This window comes from Vibrio sp. 2-1-2a (genome assembly GCF_032648565.1).
Classification (GTDB): Bacteria; Pseudomonadota; Gammaproteobacteria; order Enterobacterales; family Vibrionaceae; genus Vibrio; species Vibrio diabolicus.
In genome coordinates, this window is the sequence record NZ_WBOH01000002.1 from 193624 (window position 1) to 210090 (window position 16467).

Consider the following 16467-nt stretch of genomic DNA (forward strand, 5'->3'; position numbering starts at 1 on the left):
ACACAGTTACGAAATTTAGTTTCAAAACAAGTCTTGGATCACACCCAAAAACAGCTGATGAAAAGGTTTGCATTGCAGTTATATTACTGTTTTATAAAGAGTTTATTATTTATATAATTAATTTTAAGGCGTAAATAAAATACGCTCCAATGTTATTTTTAGTAACAAAATTACATTTGTGATTTTTGAATGTTATTAAATCAACATTTTTAGTAAACATTAAACTCATGAGTATATCTGTTGTTTTTATCAACAAAAAAGGAGCGTACGCTCCTTTTTTATGCTCTTATTGATTTTTCATCGCAAAAAAAGATTTCGGAAATTTTCGGTGGTTTTTTGTACCACTTCAGAAAGAGAGCACGATTTGAGTTGCGCAATATAAGAAGCCACCTCGACAACATAAGCAGGTTGATTCTCTTTACCTCGGTGAGGGACTGGAGCCAAGTAAGGAGAATCTGTCTCAATGAGAAGCTTCTCTAGAGGTAGAGTCTTCACCACTTCTTTCAACTCTGTAGCTTGACGGAAAGTGACAATCCCCGAGATAGAAATATAAAACCCCAGCTCAAGTGCAGCTTCAGCAAATGGAAGATCTTCTGTAAAACAGTGGATAACACCACCACATTTCTCCGCCCCACCCTTACGCAAAATATCTAGAGTATCCGCACGTGCGTTTCTAGTATGGATAATTAAAGGTTTGTTAAGCTCCACCGCAAGATCAACGTGTTGCTCAAAACGCTCTTTCTGTAACGCTGCCGTTTCTGGCTTATAATGATAATCCAAGCCTGTTTCACCAATGGCAACGACTTTTTCATTCGATGCGTGGTGACGTAGCACGTCCATCGAAAAGTCGCTTTCAACATCAAGTGGGTGTACACCGCACGAAGCATAAACATTCTCATAAGGCTCAATCATTTCCATCATTTTAGGGAAAGAATCCAGCGTAACTCCCACAGAAAGCAGCTCGGTTACCTTTGCTTGTTTAGCTTTGTTAATAACGTCTTCCACATTGATGTGGAGATCGTCGTAATTCAATTTGTCTAAATGACAATGAGAATCTACGAACATAATACCTCTCGTGATTCAATTAACCAGTTCATTGATAGTAGCTCAAGGTTTAGACCAGGAAAGGCTTGCACCTGAGCTTTGAGGTCCATCAGCGCCTTCGCTGATGAGTACAAACCGTTGTAGTTGTTCGGCTGAAACTTTATAGCGCCAGGAAGCATTTGTGCTTCTGATACACCAAACTGCGCTTTCTGAGCGTCTGTCAGTAAATACCACGCCCAGTCTAGTGATTGCTCCGAGTGTTTAGCCATTAAAGAAGCACACTCAGAAATGTCTGAGGCAGGAGAAGACATCGCCTTAATAAAAGTGCGCTCAAAAGCCAAGTAAGCATCGAGATCGCCATTATTTAACGCATCCAATGTTTTTATCGGAGAGCCCATATTCAGTTTTAAGGCGTAAGCAGGAACTTGCTGCGCCCCTTGTTCGCGCATCCATTGCATCGCTTGTTCCGTTGACGGCGGCGCAACAACCCAGTGTTGGCAACGGCTACGAATCGTTGGAAGCAGGCGCTCCTGATTGTGGGTAACGAGCAAAAACAAGCACTTTGCCCCAGGCTCTTCTAGCGTTTTTAACAATGCATTCGATGCCGATTCATTCATAGAGTCCGCTGGCTCTATAACAAATAGGCGATAACCATTAAGCTGTGATGATTCCTGAGCAAGACGGTTGCAAGCTCGAACTTGGTCCACCGTTATCGCTTTTCCTTCTTTTTCTGGTTTGATCCAGTGTAAATCTGGGTGGTTGTGTGATTGATTTAATTGACAGCTATGACAAAAACCGCACGCTTCACTGGCGTAATTTTGGCAAAGAAGTGCTTGGCTAAAAAACTCGATAAGTTTTTCGATGCCTAAGCCTTGCTCGCTTTGCAATAAAAGCGCACCTGGTATTCTGTCCGACTCTAGCCCTACTTTGAGGTTATCCCATAATGGCTGCAACCATGGATAATCATTTAACATGAGTCACCTAAATTTAAGTTTCACTTATTATTGACGAGCTAACCACTCGTTAAGAGCGTCCCGAATATCACGCGACACGTCTTCGATCGCCTGCTCAGCGTTAATGATAATGATAGAAGGATCAGCATGAGCAATCTCCAAATAACGCTCTCGTGTACGTTCAAAGAAGCTGATATCCATCTTCTCGATACGATCGAGCTCACCACGCCCACGCGCACGCTCAAGCCCAACGCGAGGGTCGATATCCATATAGAGAGTGAAAGCAGGTTTAAAATCACCAAGCGTTGTGTCTCGAAGGTTTTTCATTAGCGACGCGTCAATCTGACGGCCACCACCTTGATAAGCCTGCGACGACATATCGTGGCGGTCACCCACCACCCACTGACCGTTCGCCAAAGCTGGTTTGATCACGTTCTCAACCAACTGGACACGTGCAGCATATAGAAGAAGCAACTCCGTCATGTCTTTAAGTTCTTCGCCTTCATGCTCTTCTTTCACCAGAGCGCGCATCTTTTCTGCTAGCGGCGTGCCTCCTGGCTCACGAGTATTTACGATATTTTCAATACCTGCCGCTTTTAGCGTATCTAAAACGGTTTTAATCGCAGTGCTTTTACCCGCGCCTTCTAGGCCTTCAACGACAATAAAGTTTGCTTTCATCATTTGTTCTTTCTTAGTTCTCTTAAATAGGCTCGAACAGCACGATTGTGCTCTGCAAGGGATTTCGAAAATACGTGTCCGCCCTTTCCACTTGCTACGAAATATAAATAGTTACTGCTTTCTGGATTCAAAGCCGCTTCAATAGAGGCTTCACCTGCCATCGCGATTGGGGTTGGAGGTAAGCCATTGATGGTATAGGTGTTATATGGTGTCGGCGTGCGCAAATCTTTCTTACGAATATTTCCGTCGTAAGCATCACCCATACCATAAATAACCGTCGGATCCGTTTGTAAACGCATGCGTTTGTTCAATCGGTTGATAAACACAGAAGCGACGCGCTCACGCTCAGAGTCAATGGCCGTCTCTTTCTCGATGATAGACGCCAGAATCAAGGCTTCATATTTGTCTTGCAATGGCAGCTTTTCTTGACGAGCTTCCCAGTTAGCATCCAGAATCTTATTAAGTTTTCGATGCGCTCGTTTTAATAATTGGCTTTCACTTGCACCCGCCGTGTAATGGTAGGTTTCTGCTAAAAACAGTCCTTCAAGCTTTTCTCGCTCAATACCCAACTTTGCTGCCATGTCTTTTTCTGGTAGATCGGTTAAGTCATGCTCTAAATAAGGAGCACTTTTCAATTGCTCTACCCACTCAGAAAAGCGGCTGCCTTCAACAAAAGTGATCGCAAACTGGTATTCTTTTCCGGTGTTCAGGTGCTCCAATGCTTGCGAAAGCGACATACCAGGCTCTAGTTGATAAGTGCCCGCTCGTACTTGCAACAGTTCTGGATATAAGTGAGGTATTAAACGGATGTACTCCGACGTTTCAATTACCTCATCTTCAACTAAGGCGCGCATGACATGATGAAAGCTTGTACCACTTTCTACAGTAAACAGCTGAGGTTGTTCCAATAGAATAGGCTTTTCAACGTATTGTTTAGCCTGTGAAATTATATAAAAAACAGCTGCTGCGCCTATCACTGCGATCAGCACAACAAAAGCCAACAGTTTTTTAATCACGTAGTTAAATTCCCTTGCAGTCGTTGAGTCAATTTTCCTATCGGAAATATAGTCTTAGAGTTAGATGCCACTATGCTGCGAATTGGTGCGACACCTAATATTGAGTTACACATGAAAGCCTCGTCTGCGCTCAGCAAATCTGGAAGTATAAAACGTCCCTCGATGACTTCAATATGACTTACTTTTAGTAACTCAAGCACCTTACGACGCATTACGCCCGCAACGCCAGATAAGGTCAGTTCCGGTGTAAATACTTTATTACCTTTAACCCAAAAAAGGTTGGCCATTGTAGTTTCAATGACATGGTTTTGCACATTTAACGTTATTGCATCTGCAAACTCGGTATCGTCGATTTCAGCCTTGGCGAGAATCTGCTCTAAACGGTTGTTGTGCTTGTGTCCAGCAAGTAAAGGTTGGATCCCGAGACGAGTCTCACAAACGCCCAAATCCACGCCTTTTTCTTGCCAAGAAGAGTAATGAGAAGGAAATGCAAAATTGGAGATCGTCACGATAGGGCCTTCAATCCCATTAGGACTATACCCTCGCCCACCAATACCACGGCTAACGTGAATTTTCACCCCAGCTTGTGCATCAGATAAAACCGCTTTGCTTGCCCAATCACGCACAACTTGCCAGTCAGGGGAAGAGATCTTCAATACGTCAAGGCAGGACTTCATACGCTCAATGTGTTCTTGCCAGTAAACCAACTCTCCGTTTTGGGTCAGGATGGTGGTAAAGCCTCCATCGCCGTATTGGAATGAGCGATCACCCAGTTCTACATGCGTTTGTGGAACTCCATTTACCCAAAACATTCGCGTACCTTCAAATTAGCAGACAACAAATAAAACAAAACGGCTCAATGCTAAGCATCGAGCCGTTAGAATACAAGTTTCGCTTATCTAAATAAGGTTAGATAGTGTTACTCAGCGAACTTTTTGAAGATCAAAGAACCGTTTGTACCACCAAAGCCAAACGAGTTACAGATAGCGTATTCCATACCTTCAACTTTGCGCGCAGTGTGCGGCACAAGGTCGATGTCTAGACCTTCTTCTGGATCATCAAGGTTAATCGTTGGTGGAACGATTTGGTCAACCAAAGACATAACCGTGATAATTGCTTCAACAGAGCCTGCTGCACCTAATAGGTGACCAGTCATAGACTTAGTTGATGATACAAGTACTTGCTTCGCACCTTCTTCACCAAGAGCACGTTTCACGCCCTTGATTTCTGCAACGTCGCCAGCAGGAGTAGATGTACCGTGAGCATTCACATAACCTACTTGGGTACCTGTGATGTTCGCGTCACGCATTGCCGCTTCCATCGCAAGTGCACCACCAGAGCCATCTTCGCTTGGAGAAGTCATGTGGTAAGCATCACCAGACATACCAAAACCAACCAGTTCTGCGTAAATCTTCGCGCCACGTGCTTTCGCGTGTTCGTACTCTTCAAGCACCATCATGCCAGCACCATCGCCTAGAACAAAGCCATCACGGCCTTTATCCCATGGACGAGACGCTTTTTGAGGTTCTTCATTACGAGTAGATAGCGCTTTAGCTGCACCGAAGCCAGCCATGCCAAGAGGCGTAGACGCTTTTTCTGCGCCACCAGCAACCATCGCATCTGCATCGCCGTACGCAATCATTCGTGCAGCATGACCGATGTTATGTAGGCCAGTAGTACATGCTGTAGAAATCGCGATATTTGGACCACGAAGACCACGCATGATAGATAGGTTACCTGCAACCATATTTACGATGGTCGAAGGAACAAAAAATGGGCTAACTTTGCGAGGGCCTTTTTCTACTAATGCAGTGTGACCTGTTTCGATCAGATCTAGACCGCCAATGCCTGAGCCGATAGCAACACCAACTCGAGCCGCATTTTCTTCGGTAATTTGTAAGCCAGAGTTATCAAGAGCTTGAATACCCGCTGCAATGCCGTACTGGATGAAAAGATCCATCTTACGAGCATCTTTTTTAGACATGTACTCTGTGCAATCGAAATCTTTAACAAGACCTGCAAAACGAGTTGAGAAGTTCGTAGCATCAAAGTGCTCGATATTCACGATACCACTTTGACCTTCTAGCAGGGCTTTCCAAGATGATTCTACTGTGTTGCCTACCGGTGACAACATACCCATGCCAGTGACAACTACACGACGCTTGGACACGATATAATTCTCCGGGAATTGAATATTTCTATGAGAGGATAGAAGAAGTTAGAAAGAACACAGGCGGTCTAGGAGACCGCCTGGGAGAGCTAATTACTGAGCGCTGTTTACGTAGTCGATTGCAGCTTGAACAGTAGTGATCTTCTCAGCTTCTTCGTCAGGAATCTCAGTGTCGAATTCCTCTTCTAGAGCCATAACTAGTTCTACAGTGTCTAGAGAATCAGCACCTAGATCGTCAACGAAAGAAGCTTCGTTTTTAACTTCTGCTTCGTCTACACCTAGCTGTTCAACAATGATTTTCTTTACGCGTTCTTCGATGTTGCTCATTTTTCTTTTCCTTTACAGATTTCGCCTAATGCGATGATTCCGTAGTTTATTCGAACTATTGAAAGTTGCAAGGGGGTCCTTGCTGGTCAAACCACAAAATTAGCGAATTTAACCGAATTTCAATACATTTTTGACTTAAATCATGCACAAATCTTGCGCATAAGCATGACAAGTTCATGACAGTTAACTGCAACTATAGGCTATTTTTCACAATGTAAAATAGCTTATTTTGCACAAACTGTCTCATTAAACCATGTACATGCCACCATTTACATGCAAAGTTTCACCAGTAATGTACGCTGCTTCAGGAGAAGCAAGGAAAACTACTGCTGATGCAATTTCACGTGGGTCACCTAAACGACCAGCTGGCACGTTCGACAACGTTGCCGCACGTTGCTCATCATTTAGTGCCTTTGTCATGTCAGTTTCGATGAAACCAGGGGCAACAGTGTTCACTGTTACACCACGAGACGCAACTTCACGAGCCATTGATTTAGTAAAACCAATCACGCCCGCTTTCGCTGCTGCGTAGTTAGTTTGACCTGCGTTACCCATGGTACCAACAACCGAGCCTACGTTGATGATACGACCCGCACGTTTTTTCATCATGCCGCGTAAAACCGCTTTAGACATGCGGTAGATAGGCGTTAGGTTGGTATCGATGATGTCGTTCCACTCATCATCTTTCATACGCATCAATAGGTTGTCACGAGTAATACCAGCGTTATTCACCAGAATATCGATCACACCAAATTCTTCGTTGATCGTTTTTAGTGTCGCTTCGATAGACTCGACATCGGTCACGTTAAGAGCTAGACCTTTACCGTTATCACCAAGATACTCGCTGATAGCAGCCGCTCCATTTTCAGAAGTAGCCGTACCGATAACCGTCGCACCGCGCTCTACAAGAAGTTCCGCGATCGCGCGGCCAATACCACGGCTTGCGCCGGTAACTAGCGCGATCTTACCTTCTAGATTCATCATGTTGTGTTTCCTTTTCTTATCGCAAGTTTTATCGCTTGATGGATTACTTCGCCGCGTCTAGCGACGCAACATCATTCACTGCTGCTGCAGTTAGCGTTTTCACGATACGTTTTGTTAGACCTGTTAAAACCTTACCAGGACCAAGCTCAAGAAGCTGTTCTACCCCTTGCTCGTGCATAAGCTCGACTGTTTCAGTCCAGCGAACTGGGCTATGTAGCTGACGAACAAGCGCATCTTTGATTTTTGCAGGATCTGTCTCAGCGACCACATCAACGTTGTTGATAACTGGAAGCTGTGGTGAGTTAAATTCGATAGACTCAAGAGCTACTGCAAGTTTTTCCGCTGCTGGCTTCATAAGCGCACAGTGTGATGGCACTGAAACAGGAAGAGGAAGCGCACGTTTCGCACCAGCTTCTTTACATTGTGCTCCCGCACGCTCTACTGCATCTTTGCTACCCGCGATAACTACCTGACCAGGCGAGTTAAAGTTTACTGGAGAGACCACTTCACCTTGCGCTGCGTCTTCACACGCTTTTGCAATCGCATCATCAGCCAAACCGATAATCGCGTACATAGCGCCAGTACCTGCTGGTACCGCCTCTTGCATTAGCTTACCGCGTAATTCAACCAGCTTGATTGCTTCTTTAAAGTCAATCACACCCGCACATACAAGTGCTGAATACTCACCTAGGCTGTGACCAGCTAGGTTTGCTGGTTGCTCTAAACCGAGCTCCTGCCATACACGCCAGATTGCAACAGATGAAGCTAGCAAAGCTGGTTGAGTGCGGAAAGTCTCGTTTAAATCTTCTGCAGGTCCATTTTGAACAAGCGCCCATAGATCGTAACCTAGTGCGTCAGATGCTTCTGCAAATGTTTGTTTTACTACTTCATATTGTTCGCCAAGTTCTGCAAGCATACCTACAGCTTGAGAACCTTGACCTGGAAATACGATAGCAAACTTGCTCATGTTGTTTTCCTTTAAGCAAAGTAAAAAGAAATAAGATGCACCAAGTGCACCTTAAATTTTGAATTCTCGTGAAACTTAAAACTTCACCAGAGCAGAGCCCCAAGTGAAACCGCCACCAAACGCCTCTAGCAATAAAGTCTGCCCGCGTTTAATGCGACCATCGCGCACAGCTTCATCCAGCGCAGACGGTACTGTCGCCGCAGAAGTATTCCCGTGTCGGTCTAGTGTCACCACGACTTGGTCCAAAGACATTGAAAGCTTTTTCGCTGTTGCCGAAATAATTCGATAGTTCGCTTGATGCGGTACTAGCCAGTCTAGTTCAGACTTATGCATGTTGTTGGCTTCAAGCGTATCTTTTACTAGTTTCGATAACTGAGTGACAGCGACTTTGAATACTTCGTTACCTGCCATATGAAGCCATTTGTCAGCATCTTGACCACGCTCAGGTACAGGTAGGCTTAGTAGCTCACCGAATTGACCATCCGAGTATATGTGGGTAGAAATAATACCTGGCTCTTGGCTAGCGCCTACGACAACGGCTCCGGCACCATCACCAAATAGGATAATGGTTGAACGGTCTGTCGGATCACACGTTTTAGACAAAGCATCTGAACCAATAACAAGTACGTTTTTACACATACCCGATTTAATATGTTGGTCTGCAACAGATAATGCGTACACAAAACCAGAACAAGCAGCGGCTAAGTCAAAAGCTGGACAACCTTTAATGCCAAGCTTTGCCTGCACCTGACACGCAGATGAAGGGAAAGTATGGCTACTGCTCGTTGTGGCTACGATAATCAGGTCGATATCGTTTTTATCAATACCCGCCATATCGATAGCGTTTTCAGCTGCGTAGAATGCCATGTCCGCTACAGTCTCATTTTCTGCAGCAATTCGACGCTCTTTAATACCCGTGCGAGCAACGATCCACTCATCACTTGTATCTACCATTTTCTCTAGATCTGCGTTTGTACGCACCTGAGATGGCAGGTAGCTGCCAGTACCTAAAATTTTGCTATACATGAAGACTAATAATGCCTCTCGAGTAAAACCGCTTCCAAACGATCGCTAATACGGCTTGGTACTTGTCGTTTGACCTCGTGTACTGCCTCGCCAAGTGCATTGACAATCGCAGATACATCCGCACTTCCATGGCTTTTTATGACAATGCCGCGCAATCCTAGCAAACTTGCGCCGTTATACTGGTCGGGGTTCAGTGTTTTTAGTTCATTAAATAGCCGAGAAAACAACTTTCTAGCAATCCAACCCTTTATCGTTGACGCCATCATACTGGTTTTAATTTTTTCGATAAAAAGTTGAGCTGTTCCCTCACTGGCTTTTAAGCATACGTTGCCGACAAACCCATCACATACAATGACGTCTGCAACATCATGCAAAATTTGATTACCTTCAATATAACCAACAAAGTTAATCGCGTCGGTCTGAGAAAGCATTTCTGCGCAACGTTTGACTAAATCGTTACCTTTAATCTCTTCTGCGCCAATATTGAGTACAGCAACGCGAGGAGGACAACCTAAGTGTTCTTCTGCTAATGCACTGCCCATTACAGCAAATTGGAACAAACTATCAGCATCGCACGATACATTCGCACCTAGATCTAGCATCCAAGTACGCTTTCCAGTAATCGTCGGTAAAGCTGAAACTAAAGCAGGACGTTCAATACCAGGAAGTAACTTAAGAATGAAACGCGATAGTGCCATTAATGCACCGGTGTTGCCACCACTAACACAAGCATCCGCCTTCTGCTCAGAAACCAAATCGATAGCCATACGCATGGAACTATTTTGGCTATTACGTAGTGCCAATGAAGGTTTTTCTGAGTTCGAGATAACTTTCTCACTATGAAGAATAGTCAAGCGGGAACTGGTCGAGGTACCGAGTTGAGATAATTGAGACGTGATCAGAGATTGATCACCTATAAGAATCACTTTTAGCTCTGGGAAATGAGACAGTGCCTGCACGGCGGCAGGCACTGTTACGCGTGGACCGAAATCCCCGCCCATTGCATCAAGTGCAACGGTAATACTTTGCAAAGGTTCAACCTTACTTGTTGATAACCTTTTGACCACGGTAGTAACCTTCAGCAGTTACGTTGTGGCGTAGGTGAGTTTCACCAGAAGTCGCGTCTACAGATAGAGCAGCTGTAGTTAGCGCATCGTGTGAACGACGCATACCGCGCTTAGAACGAGTTTTACGGTTTTTCTGTACGGCCATTGACCCTACTCCTATACTATTGGGTTAAAAACCTGAAGAAGAATCGGTTACCACACCTATTACTTTTTCAGACTTTTCAAAACGTCGAATGGATTCGGTTTTTCTTCCTCAATTTCTTCAGGAATCTCACCAAAAACCATGTTATTTGAATCAACGCTACAATCCGCTTCATCGTGCATCGCAATTTGAGGTAATGCTAAGATGAACTCGTCTTCAACCAGTTGTATAAGGTCTAATTCACCATATTCATTTAGATCTACCAAATCATAAATTTCTGGTGCTTCCTGTTCCGTTTTCTCACCGTAGTAAGGAGTAGAAAGGAATTCAACTTCGCACTCATGTGCGAATACCTCATTACAACGCTGACACTCTAAATCGACTTCGATGTTAGCTTTACCAGAGATAACAACGAGTCGCTGTTCATCCATCCCAAATGACAATGAGACTTCTGCGTCGCGTTTTACGCCTTCAGTTGTTTCCGCTAAGCGCTTGAAAAGACTAGCTTGGATGATTCCATCGTAATCTAATCGTTTCTGTGCAGCTTTCGCTGGGTCAACCGTTCGCGGTATTTTTACCTTTTGCATAGGGCGCGAATATTATCTTCCAAATCAAAATTAGTCAAAGAAAAAGGCAAAAAAGTTGTACTTTTTTACGCTTAACATACAGAGCATTAGCCAGAATCATTTTTGATCGATTATCCTATCGGAAATGCTCCCACGAATTGTAATTCAAAATGAAAAATTACCAACTGGTTTTAGCTTCAACCTCCCCTTTTCGTAAACAACTGCTTGAAAAGCTTTCACTACCGTTCATTTGTTTATCACCTGATTGCGATGAAACACCGTTTGACCAGGAAACGCCTCTTGAACTGGTGCAAAGATTGGCCCAAGAGAAAGCAACATCTTGCCAGACGGATAAAGCAAGTTTAGTTATCGGCAGTGACCAGGTTTGTGTCATTAATGGTGAAATCGTTGGCAAACCTTTAAATAGAGACAACGCAATAAATCAACTTTTGTCTCAAAGTGGAAAAGTCATCACTTTCTATACTGGTCTTGCGGTACATAACACCGTCACAAACCATACAGAAGTCGGCTTTGATTCTTTCGAAGTACACTTTAGAGATTTGACGCTTGAACAAATCGAGCGCTACGTCGACAGGGAAGAACCTTTTTACTGCGCAGGCAGTTTTAAAAGCGAAGGAATGGGAATTTGTTTGTTTAACAAATTAGTGGGGAAAGACCCGAACACACTTGTCGGACTACCATTGATTGATTTGATTGATATGTTGCATGTTCAAGGACTCGATGTCCTTTGATCAAAATATGATAAAAGGGAGCCACAGGCTCCCTTCTTGCATCCGCGAGGAAAACATGGTTACGCGTTTCTTAAACCCGCCAACACTTTTTCTAGCTTCGGTTCCATCGGTGCGTTGATTTCCATCCACTCATCATTTGATGGGTGTTGGAACTTGATGTTTGCCGCGTGTAGGAACAAACGATCTAAACCAACTTGACCTGTGTAAGCATCAAAGCGGCGGTCACCGTAGCGATCATCCCAAGCGATTGGGTGGCCCGTATATTGTGTATGAACTCGGATTTGGTGAGTTCGACCAGTAATCGGACTCGCTTGAATCAATGTTGCTTGTTCAAACTTTTCCAAAATCTTAAAACGCGTTTCAGACGGCTTACCGTTAGGGTTAACACGAACAATACTGTTCACTTCGTTTTTAAGCAGTGGCGCGTTCACAACCTTACAACTGCTTTTCCATTGTCCCATGACAAGAGCTAAGTAAAACTTCTTCACTGTCTTTTCACGAAACTGGGCTTGCAAGTGACGAAGTGCAGAACGCTTCTTAGCAACCAGCAAGATACCTGAAGTATCACGGTCAATACGATGCACAAGTTCAAGAAAGCGAGCTTGAGGACGCAGAGCTCTAAGCGCTTCAATCGCGCCAAACTTTAAGCCACTGCCACCATGCACAGCGGTACCAGATGGTTTGTTTAGAATCAACATATGATCATCTTCGAAGATGATCATATCTTCCAACTCTGCGACTTTGTTTAGTTTCGTACTTGGCGCGACATCGTCATCTTTTTTCTCGACTGTCACCGGTGGAATACGAACGAGATCGCCTGCTTTTAACTTGTACTCTGCTTTTATACGCTTTTTATTTACACGTACTTCGCCCTTACGCACGATTCGGTAAATCATGCTTTTAGGGATGTCTTTTAATTGGTTGCGCAAAAAATTATCAATGCGCTGACCCGCCATATCTTCGTCAATGTCGACGAACTGGACTTTTGTTCTTATTTCGCTCATGGGCGGTATTGTAAACTCAATTTCGCGCGACTTCACATTATTCTTGTCGTAAAAGAAACACTTGGTAGTACGAACTGGTCTAAATTTCGCCAAGCTTTTGTTTAAATTATTAAAACTCTCAATCGAGTTCTCAATTTGTTTTCTGTCTTGATCAGTTTACACATCTCAATTGCTTATGAAACAGCCAGTTATAAATTAGAAATTTTGAGTTTAGCGGCAAATTTTCTATCGTTTGCGTGAAAGCAGATTGCTGATAGCCACGCGCACTGCTATAGTTCACAGCTGCTAAGGAAGGTTTGGTTACATTTTATTCATTACCAATCATTTATCCTCAAGCAATGTGAGTAGATCGTTGAAGGTCGAGTGCAGCATTGGCGTGAGACACATCGAATTCAACACTCTTGCCACCCTACTCCTCGCATATTCACGTTGAGTACCTACCGCCCAAATAGCGGGTCACAAGTCTACGTTTCCAACAGAAACCGCAAGAGGCTTGTGATGACTGAAGTGCCCGAGAGCATCCCCTTCCAGCCGGGAGGCTGCAAAATACAAGCCATGGGATCAGGCACCGTGAAAGAGCGAAAAAACAGTGGCAAGTCGACAAGAAAGATATAAAAGAAAAGACAACGAGAATTTTCAATGAAAAGAATGTTAATTAACGCAACTCAAAAAGAAGAGTTGCGTGTCGCTCTGGTTGATGGCCAGCGACTTTTCGATCTTGATATCGAGAGTCCAGGTCATGAATCTAAAAAAGCGAATATCTACAAAGGACGTATCACACGTATCGAACCAAGCTTAGAAGCCGCATTTGTTGATTACGGCGCCGAGCGTCACGGTTTCCTCCCTCTCAAAGAAATTGCCCGCGAATATTTCCCTGAAGGTTACACCTACCAAGGTCGTCCAAGCATCAAAGAAGTGCTAACGGAAGGCCAAGAAGTTATCGTTCAAGTGGAAAAAGAAGAACGTGGAAGCAAGGGCGCAGCTCTTACTACTTTCATTTCTCTTGCTGGTAGTTACCTTGTTCTGATGCCTAACAACCCTCGCGCAGGCGGTATTTCTCGCCGAATCGAAGGTGACGAGCGTACTCAACTAAAAGCCGCATTAAGTACTTTGGAACTGCCTCAGGGCATGGGCCTAATTGTACGTACTGCTGGCGTTGGCAAGAGTGCTGAAGAACTTGAGTGGGATTTGAATGTACTACTTAACCACTGGGGTGCAATCAAAGGTGCAGCGGACTCTAACCCTGCTCCATTCTTAATCCACCAAGAAAGTAACGTTATCGTTCGTGCAATCCGTGACTATTTACGTCGTGATATTGGCGAAATCTTAATTGACAGCAACACCATCTACGAACGTGCAAAAGAGCACATTCAATTGGTGCGCCCTGATTTCCTTAACCGCGTTAAGAAATATGAAGGCGAAGTTCCGCTATTCAGCCACTACCAAATCGAAAGCCAAATTGAATCAGCTTTCCAACGTGAAGTGCGTCTGCCATCTGGTGGTTCTATTGTTATTGACCCAACCGAAGCACTAACGTCTATCGATATCAACTCTGCTCGTGCAACCAAGGGCGGCGATATTGAAGAAACAGCTCTAAACACGAACCTAGAAGCAGCCGACGAAATTGCTCGCCAGTTACGTCTACGTGACTTGGGTGGCTTAGTGGTTATCGACTTTATCGATATGACACCTGTTCGCCACCAACGAGAAGTAGAAAACCGTCTACGTGAAGCCGTTCGTCTTGATCGCGCTCGTGTACAAATCGGTCGTATTTCTCGCTTTGGTTTGTTGGAGATGTCACGTCAACGTTTAAGCCCTTCTCTAGCAGAAGCAAGCCACCACATCTGTCCTCGCTGTAGCGGTACTGGAGTCGTTCGCGACAACGAATCTCTAGCACTTTCTGTACTTCGTTTAATCGAAGAGGAAGCACTGAAAGACAATACAGCGCAAGTTCTCGCAGTTGTACCTGTGCCTATCGCTTCTTACTTGTTGAACGAAAAACGTCGTTCAGTTAACCATATCGAACGCATTCAAGAAGTGAAGATTACGGTTGTTCCAAACTCTGACATGGAAACGCCGCACTTCGAAGTTATCCGTGTTCGTGAAGGTGAAGAATTCGATCTGATTTCTTACCTACTTCCTAAAAAACTGGAAGCAATGAAAGAAGCGGAAGGTAAAGAGCCAGCGGAAGTTGACGTAAAACCTAAACGAATCGAAGAACCTGTTCTTAAAGGCTTTGCGGCTCCTTCTCAAACGGCACCTGCACCAGCAGCTAAACCTGCCCCTGAGGCGAAGAAGAAAGAACAGAAAGTTGAACAAGAAGAAAAACCTGGACTGTTCAGCCGTTTGTTTAAAGCACTTGGTAGTTTCCTATTCGGCGGTTCTGAAGAAGTAAAAGAAGAACCGAAACCTCAGGAAGAGAAAAAGCCAAATCGCGATAATCGACGCAACAAACGTGATCGCAATGATCGTCGTCGCAATAACAACCAACGCGATAATCGTGAGAACCGCGACAATCGTGATAACCGTGATAACCGACGTCGTCGTAAGCCTCGTGATGAGCAAGCGAATGAGCAAAACGAAGCGCAACAACAAACCAATAAACAGCAAAACCGCAACCAAAAGCGTAAGCCTAAAGCTCAACAAGCAGACAAAGCCCAAGAGCAAAAAGCAAATGCAAAAGTAGCGGAAAAAGGTCTGCAGCTAGCAGCGGAAGCTCGAACTGAAACAAAACCAGAAGAGAGCAAACCAAAGCAACAAAACACGAAAGCAGAAAAAGTGAAGGAGCGTCGCCAACGTCGCAAACTGAACAAGTCTGTACGCGTTAAAGACCAAGAAGCGGTTGAGAAGAAAACAGAAGAAACGGCGGTTAAGACTCAAGAAACAGTTGAAACCAAAGTTGAGAAGCCAACAGAAGCAGCGGTAGAAGCACAGCAAGACAACAAGCAAGCAGAGTCTAAGCAACGTCGTAACCGTCGTTCGCCACGTCACCTGCGTGCAAGCGGTCAGCGCCGTCGCCGTGGTCGCGATCGCCGTCCTAACCCGTTCCGCCTGCGTAAAGGTGGTGTAGCTTCTCCTGAGATGGCTATGGGTAAAGTAATGCCACGCTACATTCCGAAACCAGCACCTAAGAAAGAAGAGCAAGTTAAGGAAGAAGCAGTAGCAGCAGTACCTACAATGCAAGGTGGTTTTGCTTGCCCAGAAATGGCTATGGGTAAAGTGATTATTCGCCGCGAGCAACCTGTTGTAACAGAAGCACCAGTTGTTGAATCAAAGGTTCAAGAAACAGTTGAAGCGAAAGTTGAATCTCCAGCAGTAGAAGCACCTGTTGTGGAAGCAGTAATCGCAGAAAAAACTGAATCGGCAGTAGTAGAAACAGCCTCTGTAGAGCCTATCGTTGAAACTCCTGCAACTGAACATGCTGAACCGGTTGATGCCATTGTAGAAACGGCACCAGCTGAAGAGCCTGTGGTTGAAGCAGCAAAAGAGATTGCAGCCGAAGCGCCAGTAGCTAAACCAGAGCCTAAAGTCGAAGCCATTAAAGTTGCGGCTAAGCTAAACGCTAGCGCACCGATGACGAAAGCACCTGGCCCTCAAGAGCTACGCGAAATCACGGTTGCAGCAGCGCCGTTCAAAACCGAACGTTACCAAGCTAAAGGTGCGGGTAGCCAAGTGGCTAAAAACCGCGCATCGGCAGAGATGACAAAGCCTAACTTTAACTAGGCTAAATCATTACGTTCAACTGCTTAACGGCATAAATAAATTAAAGGC

The 16467-nt window shown here is 44.6% G+C and carries 16 protein-coding genes; 2 read left to right on the forward strand and 14 right to left on the reverse strand.

The annotated features are described in order from the left end of the window. Nucleotides 1-297 precede the first annotated feature (297 nt). The 13 genes from F7Y48_RS05515 to yceD form a co-directional block, all read right to left on the reverse strand. Nucleotides 298-1065, reverse strand: coding sequence for a TatD family hydrolase (locus tag F7Y48_RS05515; protein WP_316682164.1), 768 nt, complete (start codon nt 1063-1065; stop codon nt 298-300). Continuing rightward, on the reverse strand, nt 1056-2018 hold the full coding sequence (locus tag F7Y48_RS05520) for a DNA polymerase III subunit delta' (protein ID WP_258506697.1): 963 nt from the start codon (nt 2016-2018) through the stop codon (nt 1056-1058). The genes F7Y48_RS05515 and F7Y48_RS05520 overlap by 10 nt, the downstream gene beginning before the upstream one ends. 27 nt (nt 2019-2045) lie before the next feature. Next, the gene (gene tmk, locus F7Y48_RS05525; protein WP_031780597.1) at nt 2046-2678 is read right to left on the reverse strand and encodes a dTMP kinase; all 633 of its coding nucleotides are present in this window, start codon (nt 2676-2678) and stop codon (nt 2046-2048) included. Continuing rightward, a complete protein-coding gene (mltG, locus tag F7Y48_RS05530) occupies nt 2675-3691 on the reverse strand; it encodes an endolytic transglycosylase MltG (protein WP_124008342.1) in 1017 nt (338 codons plus the stop codon). The genes tmk and mltG overlap by 4 nt, the downstream gene beginning before the upstream one ends. After that, nucleotides 3688-4503 (reverse strand): aminodeoxychorismate lyase, encoded by an 816-nt coding sequence (gene pabC, locus F7Y48_RS05535; RefSeq protein ID WP_182036428.1) that lies wholly within the window; start codon nt 4501-4503, stop codon nt 3688-3690. The genes mltG and pabC overlap by 4 nt, the downstream gene beginning before the upstream one ends. Nucleotides 4504-4610: 107 nt before the next feature. Then, nucleotides 4611-5861 carry a beta-ketoacyl-ACP synthase II gene (gene fabF / locus F7Y48_RS05540; RefSeq protein ID WP_167426379.1) on the reverse strand — a complete coding sequence of 417 codons (1251 nt, stop codon included), beginning with the start codon at nt 5859-5861 and terminating at the stop codon, nt 4611-4613. 93 nt (nt 5862-5954) lie between these two features. Further along, nucleotides 5955-6188 (reverse strand): acyl carrier protein, encoded by a 234-nt coding sequence (acpP, locus tag F7Y48_RS05545; protein WP_004406112.1) that lies wholly within the window; start codon nt 6186-6188, stop codon nt 5955-5957. A gap of 246 nt (nt 6189-6434) precedes the next feature. Continuing rightward, a complete protein-coding gene (fabG, locus tag F7Y48_RS05550; RefSeq protein WP_046874492.1) occupies nt 6435-7169 on the reverse strand; it encodes a 3-oxoacyl-ACP reductase FabG in 735 nt (244 codons plus the stop codon). 46 nt (nt 7170-7215) lie between these two features. Then, the gene (gene fabD, locus F7Y48_RS05555; protein ID WP_182036427.1) at nt 7216-8139 is read right to left on the reverse strand and encodes an ACP S-malonyltransferase; all 924 of its coding nucleotides are present in this window, start codon (nt 8137-8139) and stop codon (nt 7216-7218) included. A 75-nt stretch (nt 8140-8214) separates the two neighbouring features. Continuing rightward, nucleotides 8215-9165 carry a beta-ketoacyl-ACP synthase III gene (locus F7Y48_RS05560; protein ID WP_005396980.1) on the reverse strand — a complete coding sequence of 317 codons (951 nt, stop codon included), beginning with the start codon at nt 9163-9165 and terminating at the stop codon, nt 8215-8217. 5 nt (nt 9166-9170) lie between these two features. Continuing rightward, a complete protein-coding gene (plsX, locus tag F7Y48_RS05565; RefSeq protein ID WP_012841590.1) occupies nt 9171-10196 on the reverse strand; it encodes a phosphate acyltransferase PlsX in 1026 nt (341 codons plus the stop codon). A gap of 10 nt (nt 10197-10206) precedes the next feature. Beyond that, a complete protein-coding gene (gene rpmF / locus F7Y48_RS05570) occupies nt 10207-10377 on the reverse strand; it encodes a 50S ribosomal protein L32 (RefSeq protein ID WP_005396978.1) in 171 nt (56 codons plus the stop codon). 59 nt (nt 10378-10436) lie between these two features. Beyond that, nucleotides 10437-10961: a 23S rRNA accumulation protein YceD gene (yceD, locus tag F7Y48_RS05575; protein ID WP_005396977.1), complete on the reverse strand. Its 525-nt coding sequence runs from the start codon at nt 10959-10961 to the stop codon at nt 10437-10439. Between the two features lie 149 nt (nt 10962-11110). Between yceD and F7Y48_RS05580 the strand changes: the two genes are divergently transcribed. Further along, nucleotides 11111-11692 (forward strand): Maf family protein, encoded by a 582-nt coding sequence (locus F7Y48_RS05580; protein WP_005396976.1) that lies wholly within the window; start codon nt 11111-11113, stop codon nt 11690-11692. A 59-nt stretch (nt 11693-11751) separates the two neighbouring features. Here the strand turns inward: F7Y48_RS05580 and rluC are convergent, their stop codons facing one another. Further along, a complete protein-coding gene (gene rluC, locus F7Y48_RS05585) occupies nt 11752-12696 on the reverse strand; it encodes a 23S rRNA pseudouridine(955/2504/2580) synthase RluC (protein WP_005396975.1) in 945 nt (314 codons plus the stop codon). Nucleotides 12697-13335: 639 nt separating this feature from the next. On the opposite strand from rluC, the gene rne reads away from it, so the two are divergent. After that, nucleotides 13336-16419 carry a ribonuclease E gene (gene rne, locus F7Y48_RS05590; protein ID WP_150919140.1) on the forward strand — a complete coding sequence of 1028 codons (3084 nt, stop codon included), beginning with the start codon at nt 13336-13338 and terminating at the stop codon, nt 16417-16419. The last annotated feature ends 48 nt before the right edge of the window (nt 16420-16467 follow it).